The 12,413-nt window shown below is 60.2% G+C and carries 9 protein-coding genes; 3 read left to right on the top strand and 6 right to left on the bottom strand.

Annotated elements, in window-relative coordinates:
* Nucleotides 1-3: 3 nt before the first annotated feature.
* Together TL5118_RS03290 and TL5118_RS03285 are read left to right on the top strand one after the other, a co-directional pair.
* Nucleotides 4-1,302: a 3-deoxy-D-manno-octulosonic acid transferase gene (locus TL5118_RS03290; RefSeq protein ID WP_058243911.1), complete on the top strand. Its 1,299-nt coding sequence runs from the start codon at nt 4-6 to the stop codon at nt 1,300-1,302.
* 72 nt (nt 1,303-1,374) lie between these two features.
* Nucleotides 1,375-2,433 carry a glycosyltransferase family 4 protein gene (locus tag TL5118_RS03285; protein ID WP_058243910.1) on the top strand — a complete coding sequence of 353 codons (1,059 nt, stop codon included), beginning with the start codon at nt 1,375-1,377 and terminating at the stop codon, nt 2,431-2,433.
* 194 nt (nt 2,434-2,627) lie between these two features.
* On the opposite strand, the gene TL5118_RS03280 is transcribed toward TL5118_RS03285, so the two are convergent.
* The 6 genes from TL5118_RS03280 to TL5118_RS03255 form a co-directional block, all read right to left on the bottom strand.
* A complete protein-coding gene (locus TL5118_RS03280; RefSeq protein WP_058243909.1) occupies nt 2,628-2,984 on the bottom strand; it encodes a hypothetical protein in 357 nt (118 codons plus the stop codon).
* A 305-nt stretch (nt 2,985-3,289) separates the two neighbouring features.
* Complete coding sequence (locus TL5118_RS03275; RefSeq protein WP_058243908.1) at nt 3,290-4,453, bottom strand: M20 aminoacylase family protein; 1,164 nt, start codon at nt 4,451-4,453, stop codon at nt 3,290-3,292.
* A gap of 31 nt (nt 4,454-4,484) precedes the next feature.
* Nucleotides 4,485-5,645, bottom strand: coding sequence for a M20 aminoacylase family protein (locus tag TL5118_RS03270; RefSeq protein ID WP_058243907.1), 1,161 nt, complete (start codon nt 5,643-5,645; stop codon nt 4,485-4,487).
* Nucleotides 5,646-5,673: 28 nt separating this feature from the next.
* The gene (locus TL5118_RS03265; protein WP_058243906.1) at nt 5,674-7,017 is read right to left on the bottom strand and encodes an NAD(P)/FAD-dependent oxidoreductase; all 1,344 of its coding nucleotides are present in this window, start codon (nt 7,015-7,017) and stop codon (nt 5,674-5,676) included.
* On the bottom strand, nt 7,014-8,177 hold the full coding sequence (argE, locus tag TL5118_RS03260; protein WP_058243905.1) for an acetylornithine deacetylase: 1,164 nt from the start codon (nt 8,175-8,177) through the stop codon (nt 7,014-7,016). Before argE ends, TL5118_RS03265 begins: the two co-directional genes overlap by 4 nt.
* Before the next feature lie 281 nt (nt 8,178-8,458).
* Complete coding sequence (locus TL5118_RS03255; RefSeq protein ID WP_058260744.1) at nt 8,459-10,279, bottom strand: ABC transporter ATP-binding protein; 1,821 nt, start codon at nt 10,277-10,279, stop codon at nt 8,459-8,461.
* Between the two features lie 413 nt (nt 10,280-10,692).
* Here TL5118_RS03255 and TL5118_RS03250 point away from each other — a divergent pair, with 413 nt between their 5' ends.
* The gene (locus tag TL5118_RS03250) at nt 10,693-12,393 is read left to right on the top strand and encodes a peptide ABC transporter substrate-binding protein (RefSeq protein ID WP_058243904.1); all 1,701 of its coding nucleotides are present in this window, start codon (nt 10,693-10,695) and stop codon (nt 12,391-12,393) included.
* Nucleotides 12,394-12,413 lie beyond the last annotated feature (20 nt).

The following is a 12,413-nucleotide window of genomic DNA, read 5'->3' as shown; positions in this document are numbered from 1 at the left end:
ACCATGCCCGCAGATCGGGGCCCCCTCGCCGGGCCCACCCTGACCTATCGCATTTACTCTGGCGTCGCCAATCTGGCGGCGCCTTTGGCCTATCGTAAAGTGGCGAAAAAACTGGCGGCGGCGGGTGTCGCCCCGGATCGTCTGCGCGAGCGTTTGGGCCATGCCACGCTGCCCCGCCCGGCGGGCCAGCTGATGTGGTGTCATGCGGCCTCCGTCGGGGAGAGCCTGTCGGCGCTGACCCTGATTGAGGCAATGGGTGCGCGCCACCCCGAGCTGCAGTTCCTACTAACCTCTGGCACGGCCACCTCGGCCGAGATCGTGGCCAAGCGCCTGCCCGCGCGCTGCCATCACCAGTTTGCCCCGCTGGACAGTACAGGCGCCCTGCGCCGGTTCTTGGACCATTGGACCCCGGATTTGGTCGCCTTTGTCGAAAGTGAGCTGTGGCCGCAGATGATCATGCGTGCCGGGGCTGTGGCGCCTCTGGCCCTGCTGAACGCCCGCATGTCGAAAGGATCGTTGCGCAATTGGGGGAAATTCCCCGCCTCTGCCAAAATGCTGCTGGATCGCTTCGCGCTGATCCGCACCCAGGATCAGGCCACGCTGGACGGGTTGCTGACGCTGGGTGCAGAGCCATCGCGCTGCGCCAAAGGGCAGAACCTGAAGTCCGCCGCAGGCCCGCTGCCGGTCCCGACCGAAGCGCTGAGCCAGCTGCAAAAGCATATCGGCGCACGCCCGATCTGGATCGCCGCCTCGACCCATCCGGGTGAGGAACTGGCGGTGCTGGAAGCGCATAAAGCGTTGTTGAACGACCACCCGGACCTGTTGCTGGTGCTGGTGCCACGTCACCCGGAACGCGCCCCTGAGATTGAACAGATGATCGCCAATGCCGGGCTGCGCCACAGCCTGCGCAGCCGCGGTGATGCGCCCACCGCGCAGGTCTATCTGGCCGATACCTTGGGGGAGATGGGTCTGTTTTACAGCCTGTCGCCGCTGGTGTTTCTGGGCGGGTCCCTGACGCCGGTGGGCGGCCATAACCCGTTTGAGCCGGCCCATGCCGGCGCGGTGGTGCTGCACGGTCCCCTGTTTGCCAATTTCGCGGAAAGCTACGCCGAGTTTGCCAAGGCAGGCGGATCGGTCGAAGTGTCCGACAGTGCTGAGCTGGTACAGGCCCTCACCATTCTGCTGAACGATTCCGATCACCGCGCCGCCGAAAGCGCCGCCGCGCAGGGTTTTGCCCGTGGCCAGATGCAGGGGTTGGATCAGATGATTTCAGAGCTTTCCGCACTGCTGAAAGACGGCTAGACAGGGCCGAAGAGACGTGGGCTGCAGTAACTTGGGGCCACAACGCCTGAACTGATGCGCAAGGATACCCGGATGCCACAGCCAAAAACCGCGACGCTGGATGTGCTGGCCCCCAATTTCAAACGCCGCCTGTCCGGTGTGACGTCTACGGTGATCCGTCTGGTGCCCCTGCAGGCCGAAACCCTGCCCATTGCCGCCGTGGGGCCTGTGATGCCCGATCACGTGCCACATGTGCCGCTGTCCGCGCTGCTGACCATGTCACGCAAAGGGCCTTCTGGCGCCCGGGTCTGGCACGCCCGGCGCAACATCGAGATGCTGGGTGGTCTGGCGCTGAAACATATCCTGCGCAAAGAGCTGAAGCTGATGTTCACCTCCGCCTCGCAGCGTCACCACACCGGGCTGACCAAATGGCTGATCACACAGATGGATGCGGTTGTCGCCACCTCGGCCAAAACCGCCGCCTATCTGGACCGCCCCGCCACCGTCATCCACCATGGCATTGACGCTGACCAATTCAGCCCCACTGCGGATAAATCTGCCCTGCGCGCGGAACTGAACCTGCCAGAAACCGGCACACTCATCGGCTGCTACGGCCGTATTCGCGCCCAGAAAGGCACCGATGTCTTTGTCGATGCGATGATCGCCACCCTGCCCAATCACCCAGAGGCCTACGGTCTGGTGATGGGCCGCGCCACCGATCAGCACAAGGATTTCGAACAGGGCCTGAAAGACAAGGTTGCCGCCGCCGGTCTTAGCGATCGGATTCTGTTCCTGCCCGAGGTGCCGGTCTGGGAAATGGCGAAATACTATCAGGTGCTGGACCTCTACATTGCGCCGCAACGCTGGGAAGGCTTCGGCCTCACCCCGCTGGAGGCCATGGCCTGCGGCGCCCCCTCCATCGCAACCCGCGTCGGCGCCTTTGAAGAGCTGATCGCCGAAGGCGAAACCGGCACGCTGGTTGACCCCGGCGATCTGGACCAAATGATCGCCGCGACACAAGCGATCCTTTCGGACCCCACCCGCCTGACCACATGGTCTGAGAATGCCCGCCAAAGGGTGCTGGACCAGTTCCAACTGCACCAAGAAGCCGACGCGCTGATCAAGATCTACCGGGACCTGCTGGCGGGGTAAGACCCCATGGGCTCATTCGTTGGCGAGGTTTTGCGAGGAACAACGGACTGCAAGCACATCTTGGGGGAAATGCGGTAACACTGAGGACTGCATTGAGCCCTTGGTGTAAGATGCTGCAGGTCGCACAAACGTCCGTGTTTTCAAGGCTAGCCCCAAAAATGGATCAAGTGGCCTCTGCTGAATCACCTCAGTCACTATGCTTTGAATTGATTTTCGTAGGCTTCAACGTGCTGCGGGAATAGCGTTTCGTAGGACGGTTCGCTCACTCCAAGAGCATCCACGAATGCTTCGGTGCCATTGTCACCGAATTCAACGAGATGCAAAGTAACATCGACACATCTAATTTGGCGCCCATCTTCCGTCTTCAAGATCAAACCATTCCAGATTTTGTAATCCTGTTCATCTTGTAATTGCGGCAGCACAGATGATTGGAACGTCGCAAAGCCGTCAGTTGGTTGAAATTCACCCTCGGCGCACCCCATAGGAGGATCACCTCCCCTCGCTAGGTCCGTGTCGCCAATATGCAGGTCTGCATGAAGTACTTTGAACATGGTCAATCATCATCTTGGTCAAAATATTGATGTGTCTAGCTGTGGATTTGGGAAATTACTGCATCCTCGTACATTTTACGCATGTTGGCAGCGTGGCACCAGTCTTTACAAAATGCGTTTCGTAAAGCCGACATTGGCGCAGCCGCAGCGAATTCATTCTTCGTCCGCTAAAGGACTCTCGAACAAAACGGAGGAGGGTCTTATTGGCGCCCCCCGGTAAAACGGCCCAAAGCCCCTCACCAGCCGCAAAAAAGCCGGACAGGTTCCCCTGCCCGGCTTTCTCATCTCATCACGCACCCGGCGTATTAGGCGGCGGGCATGCGCTGTTCGACGATCTCGGCCCACCAGCTGCAGCCGGAGGGGATGGCTTCGTCGTTGAAGTTATATTCCGGGTGGTGCACAGCGGCGGTGTCGCCGTTGCCGACCAGAATATAGGCGCCGGGGCGCTCTTCCAGCATGAAGGCAAAGTCTTCGCCGCCCATGACCAGCGGGGCTTCGTCGCACTGGCCGGTGATCGATTTGGCAACATCGGCGGCAAACTGGGTCTGCTCATCGTGGTTCACCATCACCGGATAGCCGCGCATGTAGTTCACATCCGCGGTGCCGCCAAAGGTGGCCGCAACGCCGTTGCAGATCTCATTGATCCGCTTTTCGGCCAGATCACGCATCTCTTTGGACATGGTGCGCACGGTGCCGCGAATGGTGACGCGCTGCGGGATCACGTTGAACGCCTTGGAGGAGCTTTCCATCGAGGTCACCGACACAACGATCTGATCCACCGGATCCGCATTGCGCGAGGCGATCGACTGCAGCGTGGTCACGGCCGTGGCGGTCATCACATTGGTGTCGATCACTTCCTGCGGCTTGGCGGCATGGCCACCGCGGCCTTCAAAGACGATCTCATAGGTGTCGGTGGCGGCAAAGAAGGCGCCCGGACGGATGGCGAAGCTGCCCAGCGGGCGGCCCGGCCAGTTGTGCATGCCGTAGACTTCCTGAATGCCCCAGCGATCCATCATGCCGTCTTCGCACATTTCACGACCGCCGCCGCCGCCTTCTTCGGCGGGCTGGAAGATCACCACAACAGTGCCGTCGAAGTTGCGGGTTTCGCTGAGGTATTTCGCAGCCCCCAGCAGCATGGCGGTGTGACCATCGTGACCACAGGCATGCATCGCACCGGGGGTTTTCGAGGCATAGTCCAGACCGGTCTGTTCGTGGATCGGAAGCGCGTCCATGTCGGCGCGCAGGCCAATGACCTTGCCCGAGCCGGTCTTGTTGCCTTTGATCACGCCAACAACGCCGGTGCGGCCGATGCCGGTGACGATCTCATCGCAGCCGAATTCTTTCAGCTTGTCGGCCACAATGGCGCTGGTGCGGTGGGTTTCGAACAGGATCTCAGGGTTTTCGTGCAGATCACGGCGCCATTCGGTGATCTCATTTTGCAGTTCAGCAAAGCGGTTTTTGGTGGGCATCTTTCGTCCTTCCAGATGGTGTTGGCCGCGCTCAGGCGCGCGGCAGTCGTCGTTCGATCAATTCGGCAAAGAAGCTGGTGCCATAGGGCGCGGCTTCGTCTGCGAAATCATATGCGGGGTGGTGGCAGGCCTGGCTATCCCCATTACCGAGGAAGATATAGGCGCCGGGGCGCGCTTCCAGCATGTAGGAGAAATCTTCTGCCGGCATGATGGGGGCCGTGTTGGCCTCAACCTTGGTGCCAACAGCGCGTGCCGCCTCAACCGCATGGGCGGTTTCGGCGACGCTGTTGACAGTGGGCGGGTAGCCGCGGATGTAGTCGACCCGCGCGGTTGCACCATAGGCGGCGGCGGTGGCTTCGGCCACGGCTTTGACCCGCGCCTCCATCAGGTCACGCACCTCAGGTTCAAAGCAGCGCACAGTGCCGCGCAGCTTGGCGGTTTGCGGGATCACGTTCTGGGTGTCGCTTTCGGTCAGGAAGGTGGCGATGGTCAAAACCGCCTGTTTCACCGGATCGACATTGCGCGACACGATTGAGTTCAGCGCAACCACCACATGGGCGGCTGCAAGGGTGGTGTCGATGGTTTGATGCGGCTCAGCGGCGTGGCCACCCTTGCCCTCAATCACGATCTCCAACTCATCCGCGGAGGCCATCAGCGGACCGGGACGGATGGCAAATTCACCCACAGGCACGCCGGGGGCATTATGCAGGCCATAGACCTCATCCACGTTCCAGCGGTCCATGCAGCCGTCCTCAACCATTTTGAGGCCCCCGCCCCCGCCCTCTTCGGCGGGTTGGAACAGCAGCACCACGGTGCCATCAAAATTGCGGGTCTCGGCCAGGTATTTCGCCGCACCCAGCAGCATGGCGGTGTGACCGTCATGACCGCAGGCATGCATCGCACCCGGGGTTTTGGAGGCATAGTCCAGCCCGGTGATCTCATCCATCGGCAGCGCATCCATATCGGCGCGCAGGGCAATCACCCGGTCCGAAGTGCCGGCCTTGATGGTGCCCACAACGCCGGTGATGCCAATGCCCTCAACCACTTCATCGCAGCCAAAGGCCCGCAGTTTTTCGGCCACCACACCGGCGGTGCGATGCACATCGAACATCACCTCAGGATGCTGGTGGAAGTCGTGGCGCCATTCGGTGATCTCACCGTGCAGTTCTGCCACGCGGTTCTTAATCGGCATTTCAGGTCTCCCTCTTCTCAGCCCGGCCTTAGAGGCCCGGCCCCAATTCCAGTTTTGATCCGTCGCTGAAGCGCGACAGGCGGAAGCGGCTGAGGTCATGCCCCAGTGCGCCCCCGGTGATCAGATCGGCCATGATGCGACCAAAGGCCGGACCAATGCCAAAGCCATGGCCACACATGCCGGTGCAGATGCTCAGCCCCTCAAGCGGGGCGCGATCCACCACCGGCACCACATCAGGCATCGCGTCAATCATGCCGGACCAAACGGCCTTGATCCGCGGTGTGCCCAGCTGCGGGAACAATGCCCCAAAGGCGGCCAGTGTTTTCTCGTGCAAGCCCATGGTGGGCTGCGGGTTCAGCACCCGCATGCGTTCAAACGGGCTTTCGTCCTGTGACGACCAGCGCCGTTTGGTGCCCCATGCATCGGGGAAGCCTTTGGGCGCGGCCGGGTGGTATTTTGTCCCGAAAGGATGCGCCTTAATTTGCGGCATATAGGCCCCCAAATGACGGAAGGCATCAGGGCCGATAAACAGCCGGTGCCAGCCGCCTGCGGCCAGGGTAAACCCTCCGTCCGCGCGGCGACGGAACGCCAGCTCATTGTTGCCGGCGGCCGGCAGATCAAGCGCGGGCAAGGGCTCGGTGGCCATCACCTGCGCCTGCACCGAAAGCTGCGGCAGGTTTACACCATGCTGGCGCAGGAACAGCGCCGACCAGGCACCACCTGAAACCATGACATGATCCGCCTTGATCCGGCCCTTTTCGGTCACCACACCAGCAACCTTGCCCGCGGCGATATCCAAGGCACGCACGGCGCAGTTTTCGCGGATCACCACACCGGCCTTAGCGGCCGCGCGGGCAAAAATCGGCACGGCAACCCAGGGCTCTGCCTTCATGTCGGATGGTGTGTGCAGCGCGCCTGCAAAACGTTTTGTGGCACCGGGCAGCAGATCAGCGGTCTGATCGGCGTTCAAAATGCGGCTGTCGACGCCGTGGGCGCTGGCCTGTTTCAGCCAATCCTCATAGCTGGCGACCTCTTTTTCACTTTCGGCCAGATAGGCCACACCCAGACGGGCTAGGCCCAGATCTTCCTCCACCTCACCCTGCAGCTGGGTCCAGAGGTGATTTGCCTCGGTCGCGATGGGCAGCTCTGCCATGTCGCGCCCGGTCTGGCGGATCCAGCCCCAATTGCGTGAGGATTGTTCGGCCGCAACCCGGCCCTTTTCCAGCACCGCAACCTTCAGGCCTTTGCGGGCCAGAAACAGCGCGCTCATCACACCGATGACGCCACCGCCAACAATGGCCACATCCACCGCCTCGGGCAAGGGGCCGTCATGTTCTACCGGGCACTGAAGACCCAATGGAAATGGCGTCATGCAAGCACCTCTTGCACCAGTTTCACCATGAACCGCTGCCCGGCCTCCAGCTGGGCAACTTCCAGAAACTCATCCGGTTGATGCGCCTGCGCGATGTCACCCGGGCCGCAGACAACGGTGGAATAGCCATCATTCTGGAAATGACCGGCCTCGGTGCCGTAGCTCACCACATTCTGCGAGTTGTCCCCGGTCAGGCGGCGCACCAGCGCTTCGGCTTCACCGTCAACCTCAGGCGCCAGCCCGGTCAGGTCATAGGTTGGGGTCACTTCGATCCAGGTGTCAGGAACGATGGCTTTCATTTCGGCCTCAACCTCGGCCACTTCGGCGCGCAGCCGGGCCTCCCAGTCGTCGTTGTTTTCATCCGGCACATTGCGGAAATCAATCTCGAAGGTGCAGTCCTTGGCCGTGATGTTGCCTGCTGTGCCGCCGGAAATCGTGCCCACATGGGTTGAGGTCCAGGGCGGCACGAACAGCGCAGCCGTTTCCGACGGGGTGCCGGCGGCCTGCGCCGCGTTCATCTCATTGGCCCATTCGATCAGCTTGGCGCCAAACATGATGGCATTGACGCCGGTGTGGATCAGCGAGGAATGCACCTCAAACCCATGCACATGAATGTCAAACGCGCGCCCGCCTTTATGGGCGGTGACCGCCTTCATCATCGAAGGTTCCCCCACAATCACGGCGGAGGCGCGCGGCAGATGTTTCTGCATTTCCTCAATCAGCGGCACCACTTCTTCGCAGCCCACCTCTTCGTCATAGGACAGCGCAATTTGCAGCGGCCGCGCGACGCCCTGACGTTTGGCTTCGACCAGCGCCCAGATGGCCAGCGCATCAAACCCTTTCATGTCACAGGTGCCGCGCCCATAAAGCTTGCCGTCTTTTTCCACCACGGTGAAAGGATCGGTGGTCCAGGGCTGGCCGTCCACCGGCACAACATCGGTGTGACCCGACAGCACGATACCACCATCAACCTCAGGCCCCACATGGGCGCAGAGCCCGGCCTTATCCCCGGCCTCATTATACTGGCGGTGGCAGGTGACCCCGTGACCGTTCAGATAATCCTCAACCCAATCGATAAGGTCCAAGTTGCTGTCCCGGCTTACGGTCGGAAACGACACCAGCTTGTCCAAAATCTCACGGGGGGTCAGGAGGGTGGTCATGGGGATCCTTTTCAGAGCTTTACCAATATCGGCATCGGAGCCGGCCACGCATTGACACAGCCATCCCAAAGGCACCGGTGAAGGCCGGTGCCAAATCGGAAGCTGAGCGGTCAATCAGGGCAGACATGCAATAACGCCAAACTGTGCAGAAGGCCAAAACCGACCACAGGGACCGGCAAAGGTCAATCAAGTGAAACTACGGGGGTCGCGTGGCGCACTGCCGATCAGCCGCAGGGCCAGCCCCCAAAGGCTTGGCGGCCCGAAGGCCGCCAAGATGTTGATCAGTAACCGCTTTCCGAGGTGAGCACGAAGTGGCCGGGGCTCACTTCCTTGTACTCAGACGGACCCGGCTCATATCCAACGGGGTGGATCGGTGACGGGATCGGTTTGAAGTTAAGCTCACGCTCAGACTTGCGCTGGTTCGGATCCGCAATGGGAACCGCCTGCATCAGCGCCTGGGTGTAGGGGTGCTGCGGATCTTCGAACACGGCCTGACGCGGCCCCAGTTCGACGATCCGGCCCAGATACATCACACCCACATCGTGGCTGACCCGTTCCACCACGGCCATGTCGTGGCTGATGAACAGGAAGGACAGGCCCAGTTCTGCCTGCAGTTCCATCATCAGGTTCAAAACCTGCGCCTGCACCGACACGTCCAGCGCCGATACTGCCTCATCCGCGATGATCAGCTTGGGGTTCAGCGCCAAAGCACGGGCGATCGCCACACGCTGACGCTGACCGCCGGACAGTTCGTGCGGGAAACGACGCAGGAAGCTGCGCGGCAGTTCCACCCGGTCAAACAGCATCTCAACCCGTTTCTGCATCTCAACGCTGGAATGGGTGCCGTAGTTGCGCATCGGCTCGGCCACCTGATCGCCCAGCATCATCTGCGGGTTCAGCGAGGCAAATGGATCCTGGAAGATCATCTGCATGTCCAGACGGGCGGCGCGCAGTTCATTGTGATCCAACGCCATGATGTCTTTGCCATCGATGTTGATGTGGCCCGCCTGCGGTTCAACCAGACGCAGGATCGACCGGCCAGCGGTAGATTTACCACAGCCCGATTCCCCCACCAGCGATAGGGTGCGCCCTTTGTTGAGGGTGAAGCTCACATCCTCAACCGCGTGCACATTGGCCACGGTGCGGCGGAAGAAACCGCCCTTCACCGGGAAGCGGGTGACGAGGTTCTTCACTTCCAGCAGCGGCTCATCAGTCCCGGCGATTGGGTCAAGGTTTTGGTTCTCACGCCCCAGAAGCTTCATCGGCTCCGGCAGAGCCTTGCCTTTCATCTCCCCCAGTTTCGGAACCGCGGCCAGCAACGCCTTGGTGTAGTCGTGCTGCGGGTTCTCAAAGATTTCCTTAACGGTGCCCTCTTCGACCTTATTGCCGCGGAACATCACAACCACGCGGTCCGCCATCTGCGCCACAACCGCCATGTCGTGGGTGATGAACATCACGGCCGTGCCGGTTTCACGTTTCAGACGATCCATCAGCGCCAGAATTTCCGCTTGAATGGTCACATCCAGCGCGGTGGTCGGTTCATCCGCAATCAACAGGCGCGGTTCACAGGCCAGCGCCATCGCGATCACAACCCGCTGACGCATACCGCCGGACAGTTCGTGGGGGTATTGTTTCAGCCGGCGCTCCGGTTCCGGGATGCGGACCTGCTTCAAAAGATCCAATGCGCGGGCTTCTGCCTCTTTTTTAGACAGACCTTTGTGCAGACGCAGACCTTCAGTCAGCTGACGGCCCACGGTGAACACCGGATTCAGCGCGGTCATTGGTTCCTGGAAGATCATACCAATCTCATTGCCGCGAATCGTTCGCATGAGATCCTGGTCGGTGTCAGCCAAGTTGATCTGCTCGCCTTCTTTGCGATCAAACAGCAGTCTGCCACCAGCAATTTCGCCGCCGCCAAATTCAACCAGACGCATCAAGGAGAGGCTGGAAACCGATTTACCGGAGCCAGATTCCCCAACGATACAAACGGTTTCACCCGGATTTACGTCAAATGACACATCTTCCACACCAACGACGGGCCCGTCCTTGGTCTGAAATTCAACCCGTAGGTTTTCGATCTTTGCAATCGGTTGATCCAGCATTCCCCTGATCCATTTTTGGTATCGTTGTTTCAGGCGACGCTATAGACAGCCCAAAGCCAGTGTCAAATCCGTATATCATTAGGTGATTAAACAGGCACATTTCTACTTTAGCGACGCCCAAGAAATGCATGACTTTATGCAAAATTTGCATATGCCCCGCTAACCCCATGCAGATACCGTATATCTACCGTGCCGAGCGATAAAAGACCCGCGTACTACCCCTTGCTTTTTCGAATTATTCGGTTTGAGATGCGGCCAGCCGTGGGGCTTTCGGGGATAATCACCAACGAAATTAACCGGAATCTGACGATCAGGTTGCACCCGCGGATAGAATCATGGCCCGGCGAAGGGTCTTAATCCCCCCGTATGGGGAACTTGAGACACTTAACTGGGTGTCCAACAAGGAGTGGAAAATGAAAATTAAAACTCTCATGCTAGGTGCCGTTGCTGCGACCGCCCTGGCACCGGCTGCAATCGCTGAGCGCGGTTCCGACGGCCACGTCAACATCATCTACTGGCAGGCGCCTTCGATCCTGAACCCGTATCTGTCGAGCGGCACCAAGGACATCGAGTCCGCCTCGCTCGTCGTGGAGCCGCTGGGCCGTTACGACCCGACCGGCGCGCTGGTTCCTTACCTGGCCGAAGAAATCCCGACCCTGGAAAACGGCGGTGTTTCTGAAGACCTGAAAACCATCACCTGGAAACTGAAGTCGGGCCTGAAATGGTCGGACGGTTCCGCTGTGACCTCGGCTGACGTCAAGTTCACCGCCGACTACTGCATGCACCCCGAGGGTGGCTGTGCTCAGCTGGCGAAATTCGAAGGTGTTGAGTCGGTTGACGTTATTGACGACCTGACCGTGAAAGTGACCTTCGGCGAAGCCAAACCGAACCCGTACGGCCCGTTCATGGGTGGTCAGTCGCCGATCATTCAAGCCGCTCAGTTTGCGGACTGCATGGGCGCCAAAGCGCCTGAGTGCACCACCGCCAACTTTGGCCCGATCGGCACCGGCCCGTTTGTTGTCACCGAGTTCAAGCCGAACGACGTGATCTCGATGGAAGCCAACCAGAACTACCGTGACGCAGCCAAGCCTGCCTTCGCGACCCTGACCTTCAAAGGTGGCGGCGACGCAACCGCAGCTGGTCGTGCCGTTCTGGAAACCGGTGAATTTGACTACGCCTGGAACCTGCAGCTGGCCCCTGAGGTCATCGCGAACATGGAAAAAGGCGGCAAAGGTAAAACCGTTGCAGCATTCGGTTCGCTGGTTGAGCGTATCGAAATGAACATGACCAACCCGTCGCCCGATCTGCCGGAAGGCGAGCGTTCGACCGCAGCCCACCCCCACCCGTTCCTGTCGGACCTGAACGTGCGTAAAGCACTGTCGATGGCCATCGACCGCGAACTGCTGGTGGAAATCGGCTACGGCAAAGCAGGTCGCCCGACCTGTAACCTGGTGCCTGCACCGGCGATCTACGCTTCCGACAACACCGACTGCCTGACCCAAGACATCGCAGGCGCCAACGCACTGCTGGACGAAGCTGGCTGGGTTAAAGGTGCTGACGGCATCCGCGCCAAAGACGGCGTTAAACTGTCGATCCTGTACCAGACCTCGACCAACGCCGTTCGTCAGGACTTCCAGGCTCTGATCAAACAGTGGTGGAGCGAAATCGGTGTTGAAACCGAACTGCGCAACATCTCGGCATCGGTCTTCTTCGGTGGTGACCCGGGTTCGCCTGACACCTTCCAGAAGTTCTACGCTGACGCTGAAATGTACGCCAACAACTTCGACGGTACCGATCCTGAGTCGTATCTGGCACAGAACACCTGTGATAAGGCACCTAAGCCTGAATCGCAGTGGCAGGGTGAGAACATCAACCGTTTCTGTAACCCAGAATTCGACGCGCTGGTTGCTGAGCTGGCCAAAACCGGTTCGCTGGCCAAACGTGGTGAGCTGGGTCGTAAGCTGAACGACATGCTGACCAAAGACAGCTATGTGAAGATCCCGCTGGTTGACCGTGGTCGCGTATCGGCCCACGCAAACACCCTGGGTGGTGTTGTGCTGAACACCTGGGACTCTGAGCTGTGGAACGCCGCTGACTGGCACCGCATCAAGTAATCCCACGTGATTATTGCCCC

The organism is Thalassovita autumnalis (assembly GCF_001458255.1).
Taxonomy (GTDB): Bacteria; Pseudomonadota; Alphaproteobacteria; order Rhodobacterales; family Rhodobacteraceae; genus Thalassobius; species Thalassobius autumnalis.
This window is presented reverse-complemented; position numbering and strand designations above follow the sequence as displayed.

What these genes read in the sequence shown, in the direction of transcription:
- TL5118_RS03290 (WP_058243911.1), top strand. Translation starts at nt 4, where the DNA reads ATGCCCGCAGATCGGGGCCCCCTCGCCGGGCCCACCCTGACCTATCGC.
- TL5118_RS03285 (WP_058243910.1), top strand. Translation starts at nt 1,375, where the DNA reads ATGCCACAGCCAAAAACCGCGACGCTGGATGTGCTGGCCCCCAATTTC.
- TL5118_RS03280 (WP_058243909.1), bottom strand. Translation starts at nt 2,984, where the DNA reads ATGTTCAAAGTACTTCATGCAGACCTGCATATTGGCGACACGGACCTA.
- TL5118_RS03275 (WP_058243908.1), bottom strand. Translation starts at nt 4,453, where the DNA reads ATGCCCACCAAAAACCGCTTTGCTGAACTGCAAAATGAGATCACCGAA.
- TL5118_RS03270 (WP_058243907.1), bottom strand. Translation starts at nt 5,645, where the DNA reads ATGCCGATTAAGAACCGCGTGGCAGAACTGCACGGTGAGATCACCGAA.
- TL5118_RS03265 (WP_058243906.1), bottom strand. Translation starts at nt 7,017, where the DNA reads ATGACGCCATTTCCATTGGGTCTTCAGTGCCCGGTAGAACATGACGGC.
- argE (WP_058243905.1), bottom strand. Translation starts at nt 8,177, where the DNA reads ATGACCACCCTCCTGACCCCCCGTGAGATTTTGGACAAGCTGGTGTCG.
- TL5118_RS03255 (WP_058260744.1), bottom strand. Translation starts at nt 10,279, where the DNA reads ATGCTGGATCAACCGATTGCAAAGATCGAAAACCTACGGGTTGAATTT.
- TL5118_RS03250 (WP_058243904.1), top strand. Translation starts at nt 10,693, where the DNA reads ATGAAAATTAAAACTCTCATGCTAGGTGCCGTTGCTGCGACCGCCCTG.